Genomic DNA, 23,252 nt, shown 5'->3' on the forward strand with positions numbered 1-23,252 from the left:
AGCAGAGCTCCAGCATAAAGAAGATAATAAACGCTGACATTGTGCGGATGCACAAAGCAAAGGGAAGAAGTATGGAGTTGTGGGAAATATCACAAAAAGAAACCCCCTCCTGTGACAGGAAGGGGTTTTGGGGAGATTACTGCATCAACAGGTAGATATTGCTGTCGCCACGCTGAATGTTCAGCGCCAGGACAGACGGTTTGCTGTCGAGGATTTTACGCAGTTCGGCGATGTTTTTCACCGGCTGCTGGTTAGCGCCGACAATCACATCCCCTTTCTTCAGGCCAATCTGCGCCGCCGGGGTGTTCGCTTTCACGTTGTTCACCACGACGCCTTTATCCTGACCTTTGTTACTCATTTCAGCCCCTTCAATACCGCTGAAGATGGAGCTGGAATCAACCTGAGTCTGGCTGCTCTGCTGCAGTTCCAGATTCACGGTAACCGGCTTACCGTCGCGCAGCAGGCCGAGGGTAATTTTGCTGCCCACCGGCATGGTGCCAACCTGCGCACGCAGTGCGGCGAAGCTGCTGATCGGCTTACCGTTCAGGGAGGTGATCACATCCCCGGCTTTAATTCCGGCCTTCGAAGCAGACGAGTTCGGCATGACCTGGCTGACAAACGCGCCGCGCTGCGCATCGACTTTCATCGCTTTCGCCAGTTCGGAGCTCAGTTCGGTCCCCATAATCCCCAGCTCACCGCGTTTCACCTGGCCGAATTCCACCATCTGGGAGGTCAGGTTTTTCACCATATTGCTCGGGATCGCAAAACCGATACCGATGTTGCCGCCGTCCGGCGCGAGGATTGCCGTGTTAATACCGATCAGCTCGCCGTTCAGGTTAACCAACGCACCGCCGGAGTTACCGCGGTTGATCGCCGCATCGGTCTGGATGAAGTTTTCATAGTTCTGCGCATTCAGGCCGCTACGTCCCAGCGCAGAGACGATACCGGAAGTGACCGTCTCACCCAGGCCAAACGGGTTACCGATGGCGACAGTGTAATCCCCCACGCGCAGCGTGTCGGAGTCAGCCAGCTTAATCGCCGTCAGGTTTTTCGGATCCTGAATCTGGATCAGCGCAATATCAGAACGCGGGTCTTTGCCGACGATCTTAGCGTCGAATTTACGGCCATCGCTCAGTTGAACCTTAATCACCGTGGCGTTATCCACCACGTGGTTGTTGGTGACGACATAGCCTTTCGCGGCATCAATGATGACACCGGAACCCAGCGCCATGAACTTCTGCTGCTGGCCGCCGCCGTTACCGCCCTGCGCGCCGCCCTGGCAGAATGGCGAGCTCTGGAACGGTGAACCTTCCTGGCAGAACGGGGAATCATCACCAAAGAACTGCTGGAAATTACGCGGCATCCGCGGCGTATTGACGGTTGTGCTACCTTCCACGTTAATGCTGACCACCGATGGCATCACTTTTTCGAGCATCGGTGCCAGACTTGGCATCTGCTGTGCGGTTGTCGCTGATGCAGTTTCAGCCGCTGTTGCAGAAAGCGGGGATAACGCCAAACCTAAACTCAGAGCCAGTGCACTCATTGCTAATGTGGTTTTTTTCATGTGTCTCAATCTCAATTAACAGATAACGCAAAATTGCTGTGTACGTCAGATTCATTTTATAGCGCTAAGTTCCGGGCAGAAGTTTATGGAAAAGGTAAAAATTTATTGTCCGTCTTTACAAAACTCTGCTTATTGTTCGACCGCCATCAGACGACGATATTCATCCCAGGCGTAGAGGTCGGTCATGCCGCTGATATAATCCTGGATCAGTCGACAACGGTAATAATATTCCAGCACGGGATACTCAGGTGAATCTGACGTTAATTTCCCCACGGCCTCCACATAGGCCAGTCGGTGACGCGTTGACAGTTTCTGAAATAAGCGCGATTCGATAGGAAAGCGCGGCAAGCGCTCTTTTTCCACCAGCTCGCTGAAATCCGCAAGCGGCAGGCTTAATAAAGGACGGTAGATATCGAGTAAGCCGCTGATCACCCGATAGCCCTGTAATTCGAGCTGCTCTACATCAGGATGGCTAAACACATGTTTCATCGCGACATTTTTATAGATCTTCAGCAGACGGCTAAAGCTGCTGCCATCTTCCAGTAACGCCTGATTAAACCGCCCATCAAAGATTTGCTCCAGGTTATCAATAAAACGCTGCGCCGCGTAGGGCACCAGTTTATTCAGCGTATTCACTCGCAAATACATGAAAAATTGATCTTCAGTACTGCGACTCAGATAATTCGCACGTGATTTGTCCCAGGCATTTTCGACAACCTGCGCAAACAGCGAACCTTTCTCATGCTCCCCCCATGCCTCATGTAAATGATGATAGAGTTGCTCAACGCTGAAGATTCTTTTCTCTACCGCATCTTCCAGATCGGCGACGCAATAAGAGATATCGTCGGCGGCTTCCATTATCCACGTTAACGGAAAGCGACTGTAAACCGCGAGATCGAGTTCTTTACGTAACCTCGCAATATACGGTTCTTCAGAAAGATAATAGCCCGGTTTTTTCATTAAATAGTTGTGCGTCGCGGGCGTGTCTCCCCGCCACCACGCCGGACGGGTATATTTTAAGATCCCGCCGACCTGGGCCCATGTCAGGTTCATTCGCATCAAGGTATGGACCAGCCGAATCCCCTGGGCATTCCCTTCGAAATGACACAGATCCTGGCGCACTTTACGGCGGATATCGTTCAGCGACTCCTCGCCTTCGCGCAAGCGCAACGTCGCCACAATGCAACGATCTTCGGTTAAGGGTTGGCTTTCCGCATCCGCCGGATGTAAGCGCTGGCGAAACCAGTCATTGATCGCCGCCTCGCCAAAGTGCCCAAACGGCGGGTTGCCAATGTCATGCATCAGGCAGGACATTTCGACGATGCTCTCAAACGGTCCCGTTAACTCATCCAGGCCGTATTGTTCCAGCAGTTTCTGTTCTTTGAGGCGGCTTAAAATCTCTTTGGCGATATAGCGTCCCACCTGCTGAACTTCCATCGAATGGGTAAGACGCGTACGCACGGCGGCATTACGCTCAAGGGGAAACACCTGGGTTTTTTGCTGCAGGCGCCGGATCGCCGGAGAGTTAATAATGCGTCCACGGTCGCTTTCAAAAATGCGCAGGATCTCATGCTCGGTTTTTACCCCTTGCGGAGAACGAAAACGACGGTGCCAGTTTATTTTTTTCCGGAAATCAATCTGTGACATGTCCTCTCCCGCGTGAGAATGCACTTCGCCTTAAGCGCATGATAGACTATGCCTTTAAATCTCACCTGGCGCGAGTAAATCTATGAAAATCGGCATCATTGGTGCAATGGAAGAAGAGGTTACGCTGCTGCGTGACAAAATCGAAAACCGTCAAACTCTCACCCTGGGCGGTTGTGAAATTTACACCGGTCAGCTTAACGGAACCGACGTTGCGCTGCTGAAATCCGGTATTGGTAAAGTGGCGGCGGCGCTGGGCGCTACGCTGCTGCTCGAACGCTGCAAGCCGGACGTCATTATTAACACCGGCTCAGCGGGCGGTCTCGCACCAACCCTGAAAGTGGGTGACATTGTGGTTTCTGATGAAGCGCGCTATCACGACGCTGACGTCACCGCATTTGGTTATGAGTTCGGCCAACTGCCGGGCTGTCCGGCCGGTTTTAAAGCCGATGAAAAACTGATTGCCGCAGCAGAATCCTGCATTGCGAAGCTGAACCTGAATGCCGTTCGCGGTCTGATCGTCAGCGGCGATGCGTTTATCAACGGTTCCGTGGGACTGGCAAAAATCCAGCATAACTTCCCGCAGGCGATTGCCGTTGAAATGGAAGCCACCGCGATTGCTCATGTTTGCCATAACTTTAAGGTGCCGTTTGTGGTGGTCCGCGCGATCTCTGATGTCGCCGATCAGCAGTCTCATCTCAGCTTTGATGAGTTCCTGGCCGTTGCCGCGAAGCAATCCACGCTGATGGTCGAATCGCTGGTACAGAAACTGGCGCATGGTTAAATCCCTCTCCAGGGCGCTTGTCGCCCTGCTGTTAGCCCTTCCGGTGTGGCTGCATGCCGCACCGCGCGTGATTTCACTCTCTCCTGCCAACACTGAACTCGCCTTTGCCGCCGGAATCACGCCCGTTGGCGTCAGCAGCTATTCAGACTATCCGCCACAGGCGCAAGGCATTGAACAGGTCTCGACCTGGCAAGGCATGAACCTGGAACGGATTGTGGCGCTGAAGCCGGATCTGGTCCTCGCCTGGCGCGGTGGTAATGCAGAACGGCAGGTGAATCAACTCACTTCGCTGGGTATCAAGGTCATGTGGATCGATGCCGTCACCATCGAACAGATTGCCGACACGTTGCAGAAGCTGGCCGCCTTTAGCCCACATCCCGAAATGGCAACGCACGCCGCGCAAACCTTGCTGGACGACTATTCGCAGCTAAAATCTCAGTATGCAGGCAAAGCGAAAAAACGCGTGTTTTTGCAGTTTGGCACCAATCCGCCCTTTACCAGCGGAAAAGGGTCGATTCAAAACGAGGTTATTGAGATCTGCGGTGGAGAAAACATCTTTGCCGGCAGTCGGGTTCCCTGGCCGCAGGTTAGTCGCGAACAGGTGCTGGCGCGCGCACCACAAGCGATCGTTGTCGCCGGAGATGCGGGTGAAATTCTCAAAATTAAGCAATACTGGGGTGATCAGCTACAAATTCCGGTAATTCCCCTCACCAGTGACTGGTTTGAACGCGCAAGCCCGCGTATTATCCTCGCCGCAAAACAACTCTGTAATGCGCTTTCCCAGGTGAATTAGCGCCTGCCCCAACAGGTGTGTTGTGAGGATTTGAATCATGCTCGTCTATTGGCTGGATATTGTAGGCACAGCGGTATTTGCTATCTCTGGCGTGTTACTGGCCGGAAAACTGCGTATGGACCCGTTTGGCGTGCTGGTATTGGGCGTTGTTACCGCCGTGGGCGGCGGGACGATCCGTGATATGGCACTAGATAACGGTCCCGTTTTCTGGGTTAAAGATCCTACCGATCTGGTGGTGGCGATGGTCACCAGCATGTTGACGATCCTGCTGGTGCGTCAGCCCAGACGCTTACCCAAATGGATGCTGCCGGTGTTGGATGCTGTCGGCCTGGCGGTGTTTGTGGGTATCGGCGTCAACAAAGCGTTTATTGCAGGAACGGGGCCGCTGGTAGCGATCTGTATGGGCGTCATCACCGGCGTGGGCGGCGGTATTATTCGCGATGTGCTGGCACGAGAAATCCCGATGATCCTGCGTACGGAAATCTACGCAACGGCCTGTATTATCGGCGGGATTGTCCACGCAACCGCGTATTACACCTTCGCGATGCCGCTGGAAGCCGCCAGTATGATGGGGATGGTTGTGACGCTGGTAATTCGCCTCGCGGCGATCCGCTGGCATCTGAAGCTGCCGACATTTGCGTTAGATGAGAATAGCCGTTGACTTGATTTTGCCCGATGGCGCTGCGCTTATCGGGCCTACAACAGAACAACACCGTAGGCCGGATAAGGCATTTATGCCGTCATCCGGCATGACAGACAGCAATCAGATGCTGAAGGAAGAGCCACACCCGCAGGTGCTTTTCGCATTCGGGTTGGTGACTACAAAGCGAGAACCTTCCAGACCCTCGGTGTAGTCAACAGAACCGCCGACCAGATACTGCAGGCTCATAGGGTCAACCACCAGGCCAACGCCCTGTTTCTCGATGGTCATATCGCCTTCGTTGACCTGGTCATCAAAGGTAAAACCATACTGGAAACCGCTGCATCCCCCCCGGTGATATACACACGCAGTTTCAGGTTCGGGTTTTCTTCGTCAGCGATCAGGCTTTTTACTTTATTGGCTGCTGCTTCAGTAAATTGCAGTGGCAGCGCTACGTCATCACTCATATTTTTGCTCCAAACGACATCGGCAATTGGGCAAATTCTGACCCAATATTAACGCCATTATCTAATACCCTGGTATTTCATTCAAGTATTCTCGCCAGCGGTGGTCGTCTGACTTTTTGCCGCCTGCTCCGCTTCCTGCTTCGCCAGCGTGCGGGCAAGGATAGTGGAGTATAGCGGTTTTCCGCCCAGGAATTGTGCCAATAGTGTTGCGCCAAGACAGGTAATAATCATTGGCAAAATGAGCTGATAGTTATCGGTCATCTCCAGCACCAGCACAATCCCGGTCAACGGCGCGCGCACTGAGGCCGCCAGCAGCGCGCCCATTCCGGCGATGGCAAACGTTCCGGCCTCAAGCTGGTAATGCGGAAAGCCTGCTGCTGCTGCCATGCCGAATGCGGTACCCAACAGCGTACCCAGCGCCAGCATCGGAGCAAAGATCCCGCCGGGCGCACCGGAAGAGAAACAAAGCAACGTGGTGATCACTCGTGCGATAAAGATAAACAGCAACAGTCCGACGCTAAAATTGCCCGCCGCCGCAATAGGGATAAGGTTAAAACCGCCGCCTGCCGCCGCCGGTTCAATCAGCCCCAGAATGCCGCACAGACCGCCAATCGCCCCGCCCATCAGCACCCATTTGGTGATGTTTCCATGGTGAAAGCGCTGGAACATATCCTGGGTACGCAGTACCAGCTTATTAAAAACCGGCCCCACACAGCCAAAAACCATCCCGAGGATCAGATACAGCCACAGCGTATTGACCGGCGCGTTGGACAGTTTCCCTACTTCGATGATCGGCGATTCACCGTTGAAAATGCGGAAAACAATGCTCGACATGATTACGCCGGTAAAGACGGCTTTGATCGAGATAAGGTTATAGCGAAACTGCGGACGCATCTCCTCGATGATAAACAGAATGCCCGCCAGCGGTGCGTTGAAGGCGGCTGAAAGCCCTGCCGCTGCCCCGGTTGCCAACAGCGTATGGCGCGCCTCGGCGCTGCGCATGCGGAAGATATCCAGCACCATGCGGCCAATATTACCGCCGATTTGTACCGTCGGCCCTTCGCGTCCCAGCACCATCCCTGCGCCCAGCGTGCCCATCCCGCCGAAAAACTTGACCGGCAACACGCGCCACCAGCGTACGGGGCGAAGTTCTTCCAGCGCCCCTTCGATCTCCGGGATCCCCGACCCGCCAGCTTCCGGCGCAAATTTACGCACCAGAAAATAGCCGACCATCGCCAGTAATGCAGAGAGGATAAACGCCAGCGGCCAGAGCAGAACCGGATGGTCAGCCACATTCACTAGCGCACCGATACGCAGGTTTTGCACCCAGCTCACCGCTTTTTCGAACGCCACGCCCGCCAGACCGGTGAGCGTCCCCACCACTGCCGCCATCATTAAGATCGCCAGCGGCGTTTTATCCCGCTCCAGCAGTCGACGAATTTGGTCTCTGCGCCGTAAGCGCACAATTTGCTGTGCTTCAAAAGAGGGAGTTTCTGTCTTCATCAGATGATCATTAATTGGTAATACAAATGCAGAGGCGGCATTGTACTCGCCTCTTACCCGAAAATCCCCTGTAAATCGTAATGTTTCAAATGCGCAAAACTTTCATAACCTTCTCTGAATAACTAGAATAGCGGGCATTCACTTTTTCTACGAACCAGGAACCCATCCATGAGTAAGTCTGAAAACCTCTACAGCGCAGCACGCGAGCTAATCCCCGGCGGCGTTAACTCCCCTGTTCGCGCCTTTACTGGCGTGGGTGGTACTCCGCTGTTTATCGAAAAAGCGGACGGCGCGTATCTGTACGATGTCGATGGTAAAGCCTACATCGATTACGTCGGCTCCTGGGGACCGATGGTACTGGGACACAATCATCCGGCGATCCGCAACGCGGTGATCGACGCGGCTGAGCGTGGCCTGAGCTTCGGCGCGCCGACCGAGATGGAAGTCAAAATGGCGGAGCTTGTGACCGAACTGGTACCGACGATGGACATGGTGCGAATGGTCAACTCCGGTACCGAAGCGACCATGAGCGCCATTCGTCTGGCGCGTGGCTTCACCGGCCGCGATAAGATCATCAAATTTGAAGGCTGCTACCACGGCCACGCGGACTGTTTGCTGGTAAAAGCCGGTTCCGGCGCGCTGACCCTGGGCCAGCCGAACTCTCCGGGCGTGCCGGCTGATTTCGCAAAACACACCCTGACCTGTACCTATAACGATCTCAACTCTGTGCGTGCCGCGTTCGAGCAGTTCCCGCAGGAGATCGCCTGCATCATCGTTGAACCAGTCGCGGGCAACATGAACTGCATCCCGCCGCTGCCGGAATTCCTGCCGGGTCTGCGCGCACTGTGCGATGAGTTCGGCGCGTTACTGATTATCGACGAAGTGATGACCGGCTTCCGCGTAGCGCTGGCTGGCGCACAGGATTACTACAACGTGGTACCGGATCTGACCTGTCTGGGCAAAATCATCGGCGGCGGTATGCCTGTGGGCGCGTTCGGTGGTCGTCGCGACGTGATGGACGCGCTGGCTCCTACGGGTCCGGTCTATCAGGCGGGCACCCTCTCCGGCAACCCGATTGCGATGGCGGCCGGTTTTGCCTGTCTGACCGAAGTGGCGCAGCTGGGCATTCACGAAACGCTGGATGAACTGACGACGCGCCTGGCGGAAGGTCTGCTGGAAGCGGCAGAGGAAACCGCGATCCCGCTGGTCGTTAACCACGTTGGCGGCATGTTCGGGATTTTCTTCACCGACGCGAAAACCGTCACCTGCTATCAGGACGTGATGGCCTGTGACGTGGAACGCTTCAAGCGCTTCTTCCACATGATGCTGGACGAGGGGATTTACCTTGCGCCTTCCGCGTTTGAAGCGGGCTTTATGTCCGTGGCGCACAGCATGGAAGACATCAATAACACTATCGACGCCGCACGTCGGGTGTTTGCTAAGCTGTAACAGAGTACGTTTTAAACCGTAGGCCGGGTAAGGCGAAGCCGCCACCCGGCTTTTTTATTGCCGGATGGCGACGCGAAGCGTCTTATCCGGCCTACACGAAAAACAACCGAATCAACGACTCTGCTTACGTAACAGATAAATAAAGTACGGCGCACCGATAAACGTTGAGAGTATCCCCGCCGGGATCTGATACGGAAACAGCACCATCCGCCCGCACCAGTCGGCAAAGATGAGTAATAATCCTCCCGCCAGCGCCGACATCACAATATGCGGCATCGTTCGACGAAAACCTAACATCCGCGCGATATGCGGTGCCATCAGCCCGACAAAACTCAGCGGACCGATTGTCATTGTGGCGGCAGCCGTCAGACTGGCTGCCAGCAGCAGCAGGCCAACCCGCGATGGTGTCAGCGCGATACCGACTGCGCGGGCGGTATCACCGCCCAGCGGCAAAATCGTCAACCAGCGACGGCACAGTGGCGTGATCGCCAGCAGGATCGCCATCACCACCCCGGTATGCAGCACCTGCTGGCCCGTCGCGTTATAGGTCGAACCGGAGATCCAGGTCAGTACCCCGGCCATACGCGGATCGCCGCTTGCCTGTAGCATCATCAACAGCATGGTGAAAGCCGTGCTGAGCGCCATCCCGGCCAGCAGCATACGGTGGGGGGAGAATCCTCCCCGCCCGGCGGCAATCATAATGATCAACAGCGTGGCGGCAGCACCGAGACTCCCGGCGGGCAACAGCCAGCCAAACGCATTGCCCGGCACCAGAAACAGCATCAGCACAACGCCGAACGCCGCGCCGGAGCTGATCCCCAGCACCTCAGGACTCGCCATCGGGTTCCCGGTCAGCCGCTGGATAATACACCCCGCCACCGCCAGCATCACCCCGGCGATCATCGCCGCCAGAATGCGCGGCCAGCGCCAGGGCATCAGTTCTTCCAGTTGCACGCCGCTGGCCCAGCTCCAGCCCTGCGCGTCACGCCCCAACGACAGCGCGACATATGCCCCGATCAACAACAGCACGCCGCCGATCAGCGCATAACCCAGCACATGCTGACGTTCCGTCGCCACCCGATCGCTGACGTTCATATCCGGCGCGCTCTGACTTCGCAGACGCGGTAGCAGCCACAGCAGCAGCGGTGCGCCGATCAGCGCCGTCACAGAACCGGTGGACACTTCCATCCATACACGGGTCAGCCAGAGAATGACCTGATCGGACAGCCACAGAATCAGCGCCCCGATCAGCGGAGCCAGCATCAGGCGCGCCAGCAGACGACGCGCGCCCAGCATTTTCGCCAGCAGCGGCGCGAACAGACCGATAAAACCGATAATCCCCACCGCATTGACCAGCAGCGCGCTAAGCACAATCGCCAGCGTCAGCGCCGCCAGACGTGCCAGCGACAGCGCCAGCCCTAGATTTCGCGCAACGCCATCATCCAGCCCCATGAGGGTTAGCGGGCGCAGCAGCAACAGGGTGAGCATCACACCGCCCAGCAGTTGCGGCCACAGACGCTGCACGCCGCCCCAGTCAGTTTGCGTCAACGTTCCGGTGCTCCACAGGAACATGCTTTGCAACTGATCGTGGTGAAAGATGACTAACAGCTGGTTGATAGCCCCGCAGTACAGACTGACCACCAGACCGGCGAGGATCAGCGTGACGGGAGAAAGTCGTTTCCCCCAGGCGACGCCAAACACCAGCGCGCCGACAATACAGGCGCCCGCCAGCGCGGCAAACTGCGCGGCCATCACGCCCGGGATCGCCCACAATGTCGTGACCGTCATCCCCAACTGCGCGCCAGTCGCCACGCCCAGCGTGGTCGGTTCCGCCAGCGGGTTACGCAGCACCTGTTGAAAGAGCACGCCAACCAGACCCAACCCGGCCCCAACCAGTAAGGAGATCACCAGACGAGGGAGAAGGCTGTAATGGAAAATCATCTGCTCGATGACGTCAATATCGGGTGACCACAGCGCCTGCTGCCACTGGGCCCGCGGCAGCGCAACGGAGAAATTCGTCCAGGTTAACCCTACGGCGACGATAAACAACAGCGCCAGCAACAGCGCCGGGAAGCGTGCAATACGTTTGCTCACGCTTTGCCCCCCAGCGCATTATCCAGAATGCGTACAAAATTCATGGTCGACAGTGTGGCGCCATAGAACCACACGGGCGGTACGCGCTGGAAACGCCCTTCACGCACGAACGGCATCGCCTGCCAGAGTGGCGTTGCCATCAGCGTGGCCATCTCTTTGTTATTACCATGGTCAAAGCAAAGCACATCGGCATCTTTGTAGGCTGCAAGGCGATCGATCCCCACCACCGTGCTGCCCCAGAAATTGGTTTCTCCCTGCCAGGCGTTTCGAATACCGTATTCATCCAGCACGTCCTGGAACAGGCAGTTCGGGCCGAAGACCAGCATATGGCGAGGATCGAGGAGAGTGATCAGCAGGAGCGGGCGTTCGCCACGTTGCACAAAGCGCGGTTTCCGGCTGGCGATAAACTGGTCGTATTCCGCCAGATGTCGCTCAGCCGCAGATTCCAGATTCAGCATCTGCGCCATATCGATCAGCGATCGGCGCGCCACGGCTAAGGGCTGTTTGCCATCGCTGAAGTTGAAGCCGCGTCCGGGCGAAATTCGCGCCAGCGTTTCGGGAGAAGGACCGTACCCTGTCGACCAGAACATATAGGAGGGCTTCATTTCGGTCAGCAGTTCAAGATTCGGCTCGGTGCGTAATCCGACATCAATCACCGACGCAGGCAGCGGTGGCTCATTCACCCACAGGCGGTAGTTAGGAATGTCTGCCACGCCATAGGGCGTTACGCCAAGCGCCAGCAACAGCTCGACCGGCAGCCACTCCAGCGCCACGATGCGATGCGGATCGACAGAGGCCGCGCGCGCCGGCTTCATCTGCCAGAGCAGCGGGGAAAGTGCCATCGCCGTTAATAAACGACGACGTGTTATATGGTGTAAGCCGCTCATCAATACACAAAACTCACAGGTGCAGCGCCTGCCGGATGCGGCAGGATCCCCATCGGGATGCCATAAATACGTTCCAGGGTTTCGCTACGCATCAGATCGGCGGGCGTTCCCTGGGCAATCATTTCGCCACCGCGCAAGGCGACTAAGTAGTCACAGTAGCGGGCAGCCATGTTGATATCATGCAGCACGGCGATCACCGTCAGGCCACGCTCCTGACTAAGGCGATGAACCAGCGCCAGCACATCAACCTGGTGGGCAATATCCAGCGCCGAGGTGGGTTCATCCAGCAGCAAACAGCGACTGTCCTGCGCCACCAGCATTGCTATCCACGCGCGCTGACGTTCACCGCCGGAAAGACTGTCGACCAGACGATGCGCCAGGGGTTTTAACCCTACCAGCGCGATCGCCTCTTCTACTTTTTCTCTGTCCGCGACGCCAAAACGGCCCAGCGCCCCGTGCCACGGATAGCGACCAATCGCCACCAGTTCACGTACGGTCATCCCTTCCGCCTGCGGCAACTGCTGCGGTAAATACGCCACCTTACGGGCAAACGCTTTGCTGTTCCAACTGTTCAGCGGTTGCGCATCGAGCAGGATATCCCCTTCTGACGGCGGCTGATGGCGACCCAACATTTTTAACAACGTGGATTTACCTGAACCGTTGTGACCAATCAGGCCAGTCACTTTACCGACGGGAAAAGTTAACGACAGAGGGTGCAGAAGCGTGCGACCGGGCACGCGAAAGGAGACATCACGCAGTGCAAACGTGGTATCGGGATGATGGGTCTGTTCCTGCATAGCGGCCAACTTGTAAAGCGGGCACGCAATGCGTGCCCAAAGAAAAATTAGAAACGGAAGGTTGCGGTAGCAACCACCTGACGTTCCGCGCCCCAGAAGCAGCCATAGGTGTTAAAGCAGCTGGCGACGTATTCGCGGTCGAACAGGTTGTTGACATGCAGCGCGACGTTGGAACCCGCCATGCCCAAGCGTGCCAGGTCGTAACGAACCAGCGCATCCACCAGGGTGTAGCTGCCGACTTTAAAGGAGTTCGCCGGATCGCCATAGCTGGAGCTGGTATAGCGAACGCCGGTGCCCAGGGTCAGACCGGAGAGCGGGCCGTCAAACATCGTGTAATCGCCCCACAGCGACGCCATATGTTTGGGCACCTGCGCCGGAGTGTTGCCTTTGTAGTTGGTGTCGGTGGTGTATTCCGCATCCGTATAGGTGTAGGAACCGACCACGTTAACGCTGGCAGACAGCGCCGCTTTCGCTTCCACTTCGACGCCGCGTGAACGAATCTCACCGCCTTCAACCGAGAAGAACGAACCGTTAGGATCGGCCATCAGGTTGTTGGTTTTGGTCAACTGATAGACTGCGCCGGTGAGCACGATCGGACGATCGCTCGGGACATATTTCACGCCTGCTTCGTACTGCTTGCCTTTAGACGGAGCAAAGATGCTGCCGTTCGCGCCCACGGTAGAAGCCGGCTCGAACGACTCGCTGTAGCTGAAGTACGGGGTCACGCCGTTGTCGAACAGGTAGTTTACACCGCCGCGCCAGGTGAACTCGTTATCATTACGCGAGTGCTGAGTATTCTCTTCACGATCCAGAGTGTCCTGCTGCGCCCAGTCATAACGCCCACCCAGGGTCACCAGCACTTTATCCCACTGCATCTGATCCTGGGCGTACACGCCGGTCTGCTTCTGCTTGTTCAATACGCGGTAAGCGGCGCCAGGCCCAGGGTGTGAGCCAAAATCGAAGTCGCTGCGATCAAGGTTGTAGATGTCAGATGGCGCAACCGAACCCGCCCAGCCAAACCAGGAGTCGATATCGTTACGCATGCGCATAAAGTCAACGCCGGTCAGCAGGGTATGATCCAGAGAACCGGTCGCAAACTTGCTTTGCAGTTGAGTATCCACAGAGAAGTTCTGCAGTTTCTCGTGATCATCCACGTACTGACGGGTCAGCGTATGGCCCCACTGTGACTGCGGCACGCTGGCGCAAGGGCTGGTACTCGGGTTGCTCGAATAGAGCGGATCGGAGCACATGCCGTATCCGTAGACGCTGTTCTGCGAAACTTCGTTTTCCGCGTAACGCAGGTTTTGACGCACGGTAAAGGTATCGTTGAATTCGTGATCGAAGCTGTAACCAACCATCTTCTCATTACGAGAGTAGGTATTGTTGTTCGCGCCTTCGTTGAAGTCGGTCGACAGACGCTTACCGTTCGGCAGCGTGCTGACGGTCCCCTCTTTCGGCAACCAACCGTAGTAACCGGTCTCGGGTTCGTTCTGGAAGTAAGACAGGAACGTGAAATTGGTCTTGTCATCCGGACGCCAGCTAAAGGACGGCGCGATGGCATAACGCTGTTCTTCCGCACCCTGCTGCTGCGCATTCGCCGAGCGAGCCAGACCGGTTAAGCGATAAGAGTAAACGCCGTCATCATCCAGCGCATCGCTGAAGTCAAAACCAGTCTGGAACAGGCTGTCAGTGCCCATTTTAAACTGAACTTCTTTCAGCGGCTCGGTGGTTGGACGCTTGCTGACCATGTTCAACAAACCGCCCGGGTTGCTCTTACCGTACAAAACAGAAACCGGCCCACGCATCACTTCTGCGCGTTCCAGCATATAAGGATCAATCACCGCATCGTTGTAAAAGTTCCCCTGCATCTTCAGGCCATTCAGATAGTTATTCTGACTTTGGCCGTCGGCAGCGAAACCGCGAATGATCAGGTAGTCATAGGTATTAGATGCGCCACGCGTTCCCACGGCAACGCCAGGCGTATAGCTGAGCGCCTCTTTCACGGATTTCGGCTGGTGCAACGCCATCTCTTCAGCAGTCACCACAGAAATAGACTGGGGAACTTTCTGAATCGGGGTATCTGTTTTGGTCGCGGTGGCTGACTGGCGTGCCGCGATGGTTGCCGCCGGGCCCCACGCACTTTCCTGCGGAGCAGGAGCAGCGGTTACGGTGATAGTGTCTTCTTTTTTCGGTTCAACCGCCGCCTGTGCATAGACAGACATGCCGCTAACCGCTGTGGCTACTACAACTGCGATTTTACGCAGCGAGTGTTTTGGCTGAGCAGTTTTTTGACGCGCCATTGGTATATCTCTGATGGAAAGTGAATGATAACGTAAACGAGAATTATTATTATGACGGCAGAATAATATTCGAAACGCGGTCGCGATAGCAAGCGATACGCGTCCCCACCAAAACTAAGGGGTTAAGAAATATCCAGATGAAAAGAAAGGGTTAAGAAAGAAGTCGGAAATGTTTCTGCGAAGTCATTGCCGGATGGCGGCGAAAACGCCTTATCCGGCCTACCAACCCAATACCTGCATGAGCCCTGTAGGCCGGATAAGCGAAGCGCCATCCGGCACGGCGATTAGTTACTGCCGAACATATCCTTAATCCATCCCGCCACGCCATCGCTGTCTTTCTTCTCTTCCTTCGGCGGCTGTTGCTGCTGCGGTTGCTGCGGCTGAGAAGATTGATCGAACGGGTTCCCGGTCGGCTGCTGCATCATTTCGCCCTGCTGGCAGAGCGAGTCGGGATCGGAGGTCCAGACTGGCAACGTGCGCATACCGCCACTGCAGACAAAGTTGCCGTCATAGTCGACGCCCATCTCCGCAATATCCTCCGGCGGCGTCAGCGTTAGCGGCGTCGGCGTCTGGTTAGCCAGATAGCGCTGATAAATCGACATCGCCCCGCTCGCCCCGTACAGCTTCGTCGGCTGGTTGTTATCGCGGCCCACCCAGGTGATGGTCACCTGACTGCCGTCAATACCGGCAAACCAGGTATCGACGTTGTTGTTCGTGGTCCCGGTTTTACCCGCCAGATGCAGATTCGGATACTTCGCGCCAAGCTGACGACCGGTGCCGCGCTGCACAACCTGCTGCATCGTCCACAGCGTCATATAGGCGGCCTGCGCCGGAACGGCACGCTCCGCCTGCGGGAAGCTCTGATACAGCACCGTGCCGTCTTCAGCAATGACCGAACGCAGCGCGGAAAGCGGCGCACGGTTACCGCCGCTGGCGATCGTCTGGAACGCCTGTGCCACTTCAATCGGCGTCAGGTTCAGCGCCCCCAGCAGCATAGCCGGAACCGGATGCAACTGCTCTTTCGGCACGCCCAGCTTCAGCCAGGTGTCGGTAACAGCCGGCAAGCCGAGTGCCATCCCCAGATTGACCGTCGGCACGTTCATAGAACGCGTCAACGCATCCACCAGCATCACTTTTCCGCTTTCGCTGTAGCGACGGTCATCGTTCTGCGGCGACCACACCTGGCCGTTTGGCTGACGCAGCGCAATCGGCGCATCGGCAATCCAGGTATTCAGGCGATAGATTTTCGGCTGGCTCAGCGCGGTCAGATAGGTCGCCGGTTTGGCCAGTGAACCAATCGAACGACGCGCCTGCATCGCGCGGTTATAGCCAGCGAACTGCGGCTCAGCGCCGCCGACCATGGCGCGAACTTCGCCACTGAAGCGGTCAACCACCACAATCGCCGTTTCCAGATCGCTCAGCTTGCGCTGTTTCTTCAGTTCCGGAATGCCGTCAACGGCGGCTTTCTCGGCGGCATCCTGGGCGACAGAGTCAAAGGTGGTGAAGATCTTCACGCCGGAGAGATCTTTTACTTTATCACCCAGCTTCGCCTGCAACTCCTGACGCACCATCTGCATAAACGCAGGCTGTGGCGAGATCACCCCACCGCGCGGCTGCACGCCTAACGGACGCGCGCTCAGCATGTCGTACAGTTCCTGATCGATCACCTGCTGTTGTTGCAGCAGACGCAGCACCAGGTTACGACGTTCAAGCGCCAGTTTCGGGTTGCGCCATGGATTGTAGATTGAGGCCCCTTTCACCATCCCCACCAGCAGCGCCTGCTGATCAAGACTCAGTTCTTCTACCGGACGACCAAAGTAGTACAGACTTGCCAACGGGAAGCCGCGGATTTCGTTATCGCCGCTCTGACCGAGATACACCTCGTTCATATACAGCTCAAGAATGCGATCTTTGCTGTAGCGCGCATCCATCAGCAGCGCCATATAGGCTTCGTTAGCCTTACGCCAGTACGAACGTTCGCTGGAGAGGAACAGGTTTTTCACCAGCTGTTGGGTCAGGGTACTTGCCCCCTGTACCGTGCGTCCGGCGGTCAGGTTCGCCAGCACCGCGCGACCGATAGAGTACAGACTCACCCCGTCATGCTCATAGAAATGACGGTCTTCGGTCGCCAGCAGCGTGTCCACCAGCAGATCCGGGAAGCCACTGCGCGGGACAAACAGACGCTGTTCGCCGTTTGGCGACGACAGCATAGTGATCAAACGCGGATCGAGACGGAAGAAACCGAACTGGCGGTTGTTGTCCATGTTGACGATGGTATCCAGGCGACCGCCATCGAACGTCAGACGCGCGCGCACCTGACCCTCTTTGCTGTCCGGGAAATCAAACGGACGACGGATCATCTCAATACTGTTCGCCTGAACGGTAAACTCGCCAGGACGTGTCATCTTGCTGACCTGACGGTACTGGGTGGCTTCCAGCAGCTTAACCATTTCATTTTTGCTGACCGACATTTCCGGCTCAAGGTTGACCATTCGGCCATACACTGCCGCCGGCAACTGCCAGACTTTGCCATCGATACGGCTACGGATTTTTTGATCCAGATAGACGCCGTAGATGGCAAGCAGTACCGCAAAAACAATCGCAATTTTCAGCAGCAGCCACAACCAGCCGCGCTTACCACGAGGCTTACGCCCTTTGCCTTTACCTTTACGCGGCATCGGTTCTTCATCCTCATAGTCATCATCATATTCGTCGTCGTACTCATCATCTCTGAGTTGGCGACGGCTCACCTTTTGTTTCACCGGACGCGTGGATTTCCCTTTGCGTCCAATTGGCTCGCGGTCATTCCCGGCCATGCTTTTTCTCCGCAACATTCAGGCGCAAAGGCCTGATTCTCTGTTCTTCCGTCAGAAGACAGAAGAAGAAATCTCTCAATTTTACTGCTCTTTTTCCGGATACGGCATAAACGCCTTATCCGGCCTACGAATACTTTTTGGTGCGCCGCGTCGGCGCCGTGTTCGCCGGATCGTCCGGCCAGACATGTTTGGGGTAGCGCCCTTTCATCTCTTTTTGCACGTCGCGATACGACCCTTGCCAGAACGCGGCCAAATCCCGGGTAATCTGCAACGGTCGCTGTGCGGGGGATAAGAGCTCCAGCACCAGCGGCACGCGGCCCTCAGCAATCGTCGGCGTGCTGGCCTCGCCAAACATCTCCTGCATTCGGACCGCCAGCGCCGGCGGGTTATCTTCGTGATAACGAATGGCTATCCGGCTTCCCGTCGGCACAGTGTAATGTGTGGGTAACGAACTCACCAGACGTTGCTGTAGGGAATAATCCAGTAATCCGCTCAATGCCTGGTGAACATCCAGTGATTTCAGGCCGCGCAGCGAATGCACGCCGCTCATATGCGGCAGCAGCCAGTTCTCCAGCGAGGCCAGCAATGTCCGATCGTCCACCGCAGGCCAGTCATACTCCGGCAGCCATTTCGCCGCACAGTGCAAACGTAAACGCAGTTGTTCTGCCGCAGGCGTCCAGTTGAGCACGCTCAGGCCTTTATCACGGATACCGTTAAGCATCGCCAGATGCAACTCGTCTTCAGACGGTTTTGCCAGCGGCTGGACTTTGACCGTCAGTTCGCCTATCCGCATTCTGCGCCAGGCTTTCAGCGTCCCCTGCGCCTCATCCCACTCAATGGTATCAGACTGCTGTAGCAGTTCAGGACAACGTGAGATAAGCGCGTCGATATCGAGCGGCAGCGCCAGCAGGATCCTGGCATCCGGCGACGCGCTGCCCTGCAACAACAGCGGCGCAATCAGCCATTCGTGCCGCCCCAGCGCATCATCGACGTCCAGCGCCGCGCCCATGCCATTCGCCAGTTGATAACGCCCGTCCTGGCTGCGTCGACGCGCGATACGATCGGCAAAGGCCCGGGCCAGCAGCGGGGCGATGCGCGACGTATCCGCTTCGCCGTTACGGACATTCAGACGTTTAAGGAGTTGCTGACTACGCTGCTGCCAGGCGGGCTGATGGCGGGAAAACGCCACACCAAGATCGGTATTGCCCATCCGCGGCGGCTCTTCAAGAATGGCTGCCAGCTTTGCCGCCGTAGCTGCGTCGTCGGGTGTGGAAGCACTGACTAACATCGCGGCCAGGCGCGGGTCGTTACCCAACGCCGCCATTTTTTGTCCCGTTGCACTAAGTTGTTCGCCATCCAGCGCGCCCAGCATGCACAGCAATCGTTTCGCCGCCTGTAAGTTGATGGCAGGCGGCCGATCCAGCCAGGTGAGTTGCGCGGGATCGCGACATCCCCACTGCAACAACTCCATCAGCAAACCGGAGAGATCGCTGTGCAACATCTCAGGATCCCCCTGCGCCGCCGCACGTTCCGCCTGCTCTTTCGCCAGCAGATGCAAACAGATCCCCGGCTCCAGACGCCCGGCACGCCCGGCACGCTGGGTCATTGAGGCCTGACTAATGCGCTGAGTGATAAGCCGGGTCAATCCGGTGCGCGCATCAAATCGCGCCACCCGCTCCTGCGCGCAATCCACCACCAGTCGAATCCCCTCAATGGTCAGACTGGTCTCGGCAATGTTGGTTGCCAACACAACTTTGCGCATTCCTTCCGGGGCCGGCAAAATCGCTTTGCGCTGATCGTTGAGCGACAGCGCGCCATACAACGGACACAGCAGCACATCGCTGCCGACTCGCGAACTTAATTGTTCCTGTACGCGCAGGATCTCCCCGACACCGGGTAAAAACAGCAGTAGCGAGCCGGGCTCTTTGCGCAGTAGTTCGGCGCTGGCGACGGCCACGGCTTCGTCAAAACGCAATTGCGACGCCAGCGGCTGATAACGACGCTCAACGGGGAAGGCGCGCCCTTCGGAAACAATCACCGGCGCATCCGGCAGGCACTGTTGCAGGCGATCGTTATCCAGCGTGGCGGACATGATCAGCAGTTTGAGATCGTCGCGCAACCCTTGCTGCACATCCAGCAGCAGCGCCAGCGCGAGATCCGCCTGTAAACTGCGTTCGTGAAATTCATCGAGGATCACCAGCCCAACGCCGCTGAGCTCCGGGTCACGCTGGATCATACGCGTCAGAACCCCTTCGGTGACCACCTCAAGCCGTGTTGCTGGCCCGACGCAGGATTGCGCCCGCATCCGGTAACCGACCGTCTCGCCGGGCTTTTCATTGAGTAATTCCGCAAGCCTTTGCGCCACGTTTCGTGCCGCCAGGCGACGCGGTTCCAGCAGGATAATCCGCCCTTCGACCCCTTTATGCGCCAGAAACTGCAGCGGCAACCAGGTTGACTTACCGGCGCCCGTCGGCGCGCTCAGCAGAACCTGCGGCGCAGAATCCAGGGCGGTAAGCAATTCAGGGAGTACAGCAGCAACAGGTAACGACGTCACAAATGGCTCCAGAGGGTTAACATTCTTCGCGCCGCATTGTAGCATCGCGTTAATTCATAACCGAGTACCTAAGATGTCTGAGCCGAAACGGCTGTTCTTTGCCATCGAACTGCCTGCTACCGTACGTGAGCAAATTATCTCGTGGCGAGCGGCGCATTTCCCCCCTGAAGCGGGGCGACCGGTCGCGGCCGAAAACCTGCATTTAACGTTGGCGTTTTTAGGCGATGTGAGCGCTGACAAACAACAGGCGCTGATCGCCCTTGCCGGACGCATTCGCCAGCCCGGTTTTACGCTCAATCTCGATGATGCCGGGCAGTGGTTACGCTCTCGCGTCGTCTGGCTGGGGACGCGTCAGTCCCCGCGTGGGCTGTTGCAACTGGCCAATATCCTGCGAGCCCAGGCGGCGCGCAGCGGTTGTTACCAGAGTCCGCAGCCGTTTCATCCTCACGTAACGCTGCTGCGCGATGCCAGTCACGCCGTGGCGATCCCGCCGCCTGGCTTTGGCTGGTCATTTCCGGTGACGGAATTTGCCCTGTATGCCTCTTCTTTTTCCCGGGGACGCACGCGTTACGCCAAACTTCAGCGCTGGACGCTCACCGACTAATTAAGGAAATGCGTGATGCAATTTACTCCTCCTCTCCAGCGCGCGACGCTGGTTCAGCGGTATAAACGCTTTTTAGCCGATGTGATCACACCTGACGGGACTGAACTCACGCTACACTGCCCCAACACCGGGGCGATGACCGGGTGTGCAACGCCCGGCCATACGGTCTGGTATTCGACGTCGGAGAATAGTAAACGCAAATATCCGCACACCTGGGAATTAACGCAAACCCAGACGGGCGCGTTAATTTGTGTGAATACGTTGTGGGCTAACAGGCTGACGAAAGAGGCCATTGAACAGGGGCGAGTTTCAGAACTTTCAGGTTATTCCACGCTGAAAAGCGAAGTAAAATACGGCGCCGAACGGAGCCGCATCGATTTTATGTTACAGGCAGATTCGCGGCCTGACTGCTATATTGAAGTGAAATCGGTAACGTTAGCGGAAAAGGATTTTGGTTATTTTCCCGATGCCATCACTGAACGAGGTCAGAAACATCTTCGGGAACTGATGAGCGTAGCGGCTGAGGGCAAACGCGCAGTGATTTTCTTTGCCGTCCTGCACTCCGCCATTACACGGTTTTCACCCGCGCGCCATATTGACGCGAAATATGCGCAACTATTGTTCGAAGCACAGCGTAAGGGGGTAGAAATTCTGGTTTATAAAGCGGAACTTTCTGCCGATAGTATGACTCTGATAGAGCCATTAACTGTCACTTTATAGTGTTGTAAACAATTGGTTATTTAGTATTCTGGTCGCGTGCGCAAATACGCTTTTCCTCACAGGGTTGTCAAGTGTTACGTTTAGTTAATTGCTATCCGGAAAAGCATCTGCTATTTATAGCGACCTGATTTTTCCCCCGAACATGGGGATCGATAGTGCGTGTTAAGGAGAAGCAACATGCAAGAAGGGCAAAACCGTAAAACATCGTCCCTGAGTATTCTCGCCATCGCTGGGGTGGAGCCGTACCAGGAGAAACCGGGCGAAGAGTATATGAACGAAGCCCAGCTGTCGCACTTCAGGCGTATTCTTGAAGCATGGCGTAATCAACTTAGGGATGAAGTCGATCGCACCGTTACTCATATGCAGGATGAAGCTGCCAACTTCCCGGACCCGGTAGACCGTGCCGCACAGGAAGAAGAGTTCAGCCTCGAACTGCGTAACCGTGACCGTGAGCGCAAACTGATCAAAAAGATCGAGAAAACGCTGAAGAAGGTTGAAGACGAAGATTTCGGCTACTGCGAATCCTGCGGTGTGGAAATTGGTATTCGTCGCCTGGAAGCGCGTCCAACAGCCGATCTGTGCATCGACTGCAAAACGCTGGCTGAAATTCGCGAAAAACAAATGGCTGGCTAAGGCCTGGCGTTTGAAACGTTTACAACAGGCGGGGCTTTCCCCGCCTGTTCATTTTTACGCAAAGATGACTGACTCACACTATATTGGCCGATTCGCCCCATCACCTTCCGGTGAACTGCATTTTGGCTCCCTCATTGCTGCACTGGGCAGCTACTTACAGGCTCGCGCCCGTCAGGGAATATGGCGAGTACGTATAGAAGATATTGATCCCCCTCGTGAAGTTCCCGGTGCCGCCGACACTATTCTGCGTCAACTGGAACATTACGGCCTGCACTGGGATGGCGATATTTTATGGCAGTCGCAGCGCCATGACGCCTACCGCGACGCGCTCGCCTGGTTATATGACCGGGGGCTGAGCTACTACTGCACCTGTACCCGTGCGCGGATCCAGAGCATTGGCGGAATTTACGATGGTCATTGCCGCGAGTTACATCACGGGCCAGAGCAGGCGGCGGTGCGGATTAAACAGCGGCAACCTGTCACCCGTTTTCACGATCGGCTGCGCGGAGACATTCAGGCTGACGAACGACTGGCGAGAGAGGATTTTATTATCCATCGCCGTGATGGGCTATTCGCCTATAACCTGGCGGTGGTGGTGGATGACCATTTTCAGGGGGTCAGCGAAATCGTGCGCGGCGCCGATTTGATCGAACCGACGGTGCGCCAGATCTCGCTGTACCAGCAGTTCGGCTGGACGCCCCCTGACTATATTCATCTGCCGCTGGCGCTCAATGAACAAGGCGCTAAACTTTCCAAACAGAATCATGCCCCTGCCTTGCCGCACGGCGATCCGCGCCCTGTTCTCATCGACGCGCTGCGCTTTCTCGGGCAACAGAGCGATTTGCCGTGGCAGGAGATGCGCGTCGACGAGATCCTGGCCTCCGCCGTGGCAAACTGGACGCTTTCGACGATACCTGAATCGGCGATTGTAAATCCGGCATTCTCAAATACGTCGTGCTGAGCTATGATTAGCCGCTATTTTTACACAGCAAACGATTTGAAC

General features: G+C 56.5%; 17 protein-coding genes and 2 pseudogenes. 8 read left to right on the forward strand and 11 right to left on the reverse strand.

From position 1 onward, the window contains the following. Nucleotides 1-136: 136 nt before the first annotated feature. Both degP and dgt read right to left on the reverse strand, forming a co-directional pair. Nucleotides 137-1,564, reverse strand: coding sequence for a serine endoprotease DegP (degP, locus tag WM46_RS14010; RefSeq protein WP_061076476.1), 1,428 nt, complete (start codon nt 1,562-1,564; stop codon nt 137-139). A gap of 129 nt (nt 1,565-1,693) precedes the next feature. Then, nucleotides 1,694-3,211: a dGTPase gene (dgt, locus tag WM46_RS14015; protein ID WP_061076475.1), complete on the reverse strand. Its 1,518-nt coding sequence runs from the start codon at nt 3,209-3,211 to the stop codon at nt 1,694-1,696. Between the two features lie 82 nt (nt 3,212-3,293). Between dgt and mtnN the strand changes: the two genes are divergently transcribed. Genes mtnN through WM46_RS14030 form a run of 3 tightly spaced genes read left to right on the forward strand, consistent with a single transcriptional unit; the run spans nt 3,294 to nt 5,446 of the window. Then, a complete protein-coding gene (gene mtnN / locus WM46_RS14020; protein WP_046475774.1) occupies nt 3,294-3,992 on the forward strand; it encodes a 5'-methylthioadenosine/S-adenosylhomocysteine nucleosidase in 699 nt (232 codons plus the stop codon). Then, a complete protein-coding gene (gene btuF / locus WM46_RS14025; protein ID WP_102602580.1) occupies nt 3,985-4,785 on the forward strand; it encodes a vitamin B12 ABC transporter substrate-binding protein BtuF in 801 nt (266 codons plus the stop codon). Before mtnN ends, btuF begins: the two co-directional genes overlap by 8 nt. Nucleotides 4,786-4,822: 37 nt before the next feature. Next, a complete protein-coding gene (locus WM46_RS14030) occupies nt 4,823-5,446 on the forward strand; it encodes a TRIC cation channel family protein (RefSeq protein WP_042997876.1) in 624 nt (207 codons plus the stop codon). A gap of 102 nt (nt 5,447-5,548) precedes the next feature. Here the strand turns inward: WM46_RS14030 and erpA are convergent. From erpA to clcA, 3 genes and pseudogenes are all read right to left on the reverse strand, one after another. After that, a pseudogene (gene erpA / locus WM46_RS14035) lies at nt 5,549-5,892 on the reverse strand (iron-sulfur cluster insertion protein ErpA). Continuing rightward, nucleotides 5,889-5,942 (reverse strand): annotated as a pseudogene (gene yadW / locus WM46_RS26855) (small protein YadW); the annotation flags it as partial. The pseudogenes erpA and yadW, both read right to left, overlap by 4 nt. Nucleotides 5,943-5,973: 31 nt before the next feature. Next, complete coding sequence (gene clcA, locus WM46_RS14040; RefSeq protein WP_102602581.1) at nt 5,974-7,395, reverse strand: H(+)/Cl(-) exchange transporter ClcA; 1,422 nt, start codon at nt 7,393-7,395, stop codon at nt 5,974-5,976. Nucleotides 7,396-7,563: 168 nt separating this feature from the next. Between clcA and hemL the strand changes: the two genes are divergently transcribed. Continuing rightward, entirely contained in the window at nt 7,564-8,844 is a 1,281-nt protein-coding gene (hemL, locus tag WM46_RS14045; RefSeq protein WP_102602582.1) for a glutamate-1-semialdehyde 2,1-aminomutase, read from the forward strand. A gap of 111 nt (nt 8,845-8,955) precedes the next feature. On the opposite strand, the gene fhuB is transcribed toward hemL, so the two are convergent. The 6 genes from fhuB to hrpB form a co-directional block, all read right to left on the reverse strand. Beyond that, nucleotides 8,956-10,938, reverse strand: a complete 1,983-nt coding sequence (gene fhuB / locus WM46_RS14050; RefSeq protein WP_102602583.1) for a Fe(3+)-hydroxamate ABC transporter permease FhuB — start codon at nt 10,936-10,938, stop codon at nt 8,956-8,958. Beyond that, nucleotides 10,935-11,825, reverse strand: a complete 891-nt coding sequence (gene fhuD / locus WM46_RS14055; protein WP_102602584.1) for a Fe(3+)-hydroxamate ABC transporter substrate-binding protein FhuD — start codon at nt 11,823-11,825, stop codon at nt 10,935-10,937. Before fhuD ends, fhuB begins: the two co-directional genes overlap by 4 nt. Further along, complete coding sequence (gene fhuC / locus WM46_RS14060) at nt 11,825-12,622, reverse strand: Fe3+-hydroxamate ABC transporter ATP-binding protein FhuC (RefSeq protein ID WP_044255394.1); 798 nt, start codon at nt 12,620-12,622, stop codon at nt 11,825-11,827. Before fhuC ends, fhuD begins: the two co-directional genes overlap by 1 nt. Nucleotides 12,623-12,669: 47 nt before the next feature. Further along, on the reverse strand, nt 12,670-14,922 hold the full coding sequence (gene fhuA / locus WM46_RS14065) for a ferrichrome porin FhuA (RefSeq protein ID WP_102602585.1): 2,253 nt from the start codon (nt 14,920-14,922) through the stop codon (nt 12,670-12,672). A gap of 284 nt (nt 14,923-15,206) precedes the next feature. Then, entirely contained in the window at nt 15,207-17,738 is a 2,532-nt protein-coding gene (gene mrcB, locus WM46_RS14070; protein WP_102602586.1) for a bifunctional glycosyl transferase/transpeptidase, read from the reverse strand. Between the two features lie 124 nt (nt 17,739-17,862). Next, nucleotides 17,863-20,292, reverse strand: coding sequence for an ATP-dependent helicase HrpB (hrpB, locus tag WM46_RS14075; RefSeq protein ID WP_102602587.1), 2,430 nt, complete (start codon nt 20,290-20,292; stop codon nt 17,863-17,865). 73 nt (nt 20,293-20,365) lie between these two features. Here hrpB and thpR point away from each other — a divergent pair, with 73 nt between their 5' ends. The 4 genes from thpR to gluQRS all read left to right on the forward strand — a co-directional run bounded on the left by thpR (nt 20,366) and on the right by gluQRS (nt 23,210). Continuing rightward, on the forward strand, nt 20,366-20,896 hold the full coding sequence (gene thpR, locus WM46_RS14080) for an RNA 2',3'-cyclic phosphodiesterase (protein ID WP_102602588.1): 531 nt from the start codon (nt 20,366-20,368) through the stop codon (nt 20,894-20,896). A gap of 15 nt (nt 20,897-20,911) precedes the next feature. Then, nucleotides 20,912-21,616, forward strand: coding sequence for a DNA/RNA nuclease SfsA (gene sfsA, locus WM46_RS14085; RefSeq protein WP_102602589.1), 705 nt, complete (start codon nt 20,912-20,914; stop codon nt 21,614-21,616). Nucleotides 21,617-21,793: 177 nt separating this feature from the next. Then, nucleotides 21,794-22,249: an RNA polymerase-binding protein DksA gene (gene dksA / locus WM46_RS14090; protein WP_003829221.1), complete on the forward strand. Its 456-nt coding sequence runs from the start codon at nt 21,794-21,796 to the stop codon at nt 22,247-22,249. 64 nt (nt 22,250-22,313) lie between these two features. Beyond that, a complete protein-coding gene (gene gluQRS, locus WM46_RS14095; RefSeq protein ID WP_102602590.1) occupies nt 22,314-23,210 on the forward strand; it encodes a tRNA glutamyl-Q(34) synthetase GluQRS in 897 nt (298 codons plus the stop codon). Nucleotides 23,211-23,252: the final 42 nt, after the last annotated feature.

The sequence above is a fragment of the Citrobacter freundii complex sp. CFNIH2 genome, assembly GCF_002880615.1.
GTDB lineage: Bacteria > Pseudomonadota > Gammaproteobacteria > Enterobacterales > Enterobacteriaceae > Citrobacter_A > Citrobacter_A amalonaticus_F.

Bases quoted from the DNA above. Each gene is read 5' to 3' on its own strand.
- degP (WP_061076476.1), bottom strand. From the start codon at position 1,564: ATGAAAAAAACCACATTAGCAATGAGTGCACTGGCTCTGAGTTTAGGT.
- mtnN (WP_046475774.1), top strand. From the start codon at position 3,294: ATGAAAATCGGCATCATTGGTGCAATGGAAGAAGAGGTTACGCTGCTG.
- gluQRS (WP_102602590.1), top strand. From the start codon at position 22,314: ATGACTGACTCACACTATATTGGCCGATTCGCCCCATCACCTTCCGGT.
- sfsA (WP_102602589.1), top strand. From the start codon at position 20,912: ATGCAATTTACTCCTCCTCTCCAGCGCGCGACGCTGGTTCAGCGGTAT.
- fhuD (WP_102602584.1), bottom strand. From the start codon at position 11,825: ATGAGCGGCTTACACCATATAACACGTCGTCGTTTATTAACGGCGATG.
- mrcB (WP_102602586.1), bottom strand. From the start codon at position 17,738: ATGGCCGGGAATGACCGCGAGCCAATTGGACGCAAAGGGAAATCCACG.
- fhuC (WP_044255394.1), bottom strand. From the start codon at position 12,622: ATGCAGGAACAGACCCATCATCCCGATACCACGTTTGCACTGCGTGAT.
- dgt (WP_061076475.1), bottom strand. From the start codon at position 3,211: ATGTCACAGATTGATTTCCGGAAAAAAATAAACTGGCACCGTCGTTTT.
- fhuA (WP_102602585.1), bottom strand. From the start codon at position 14,922: ATGGCGCGTCAAAAAACTGCTCAGCCAAAACACTCGCTGCGTAAAATC.
- dksA (WP_003829221.1), top strand. From the start codon at position 21,794: ATGCAAGAAGGGCAAAACCGTAAAACATCGTCCCTGAGTATTCTCGCC.
- hemL (WP_102602582.1), top strand. From the start codon at position 7,564: ATGAGTAAGTCTGAAAACCTCTACAGCGCAGCACGCGAGCTAATCCCC.
- clcA (WP_102602581.1), bottom strand. From the start codon at position 7,395: ATGAAGACAGAAACTCCCTCTTTTGAAGCACAGCAAATTGTGCGCTTA.
- thpR (WP_102602588.1), top strand. From the start codon at position 20,366: ATGTCTGAGCCGAAACGGCTGTTCTTTGCCATCGAACTGCCTGCTACC.
- btuF (WP_102602580.1), top strand. From the start codon at position 3,985: ATGGTTAAATCCCTCTCCAGGGCGCTTGTCGCCCTGCTGTTAGCCCTT.
- WM46_RS14030 (WP_042997876.1), top strand. From the start codon at position 4,823: ATGCTCGTCTATTGGCTGGATATTGTAGGCACAGCGGTATTTGCTATC.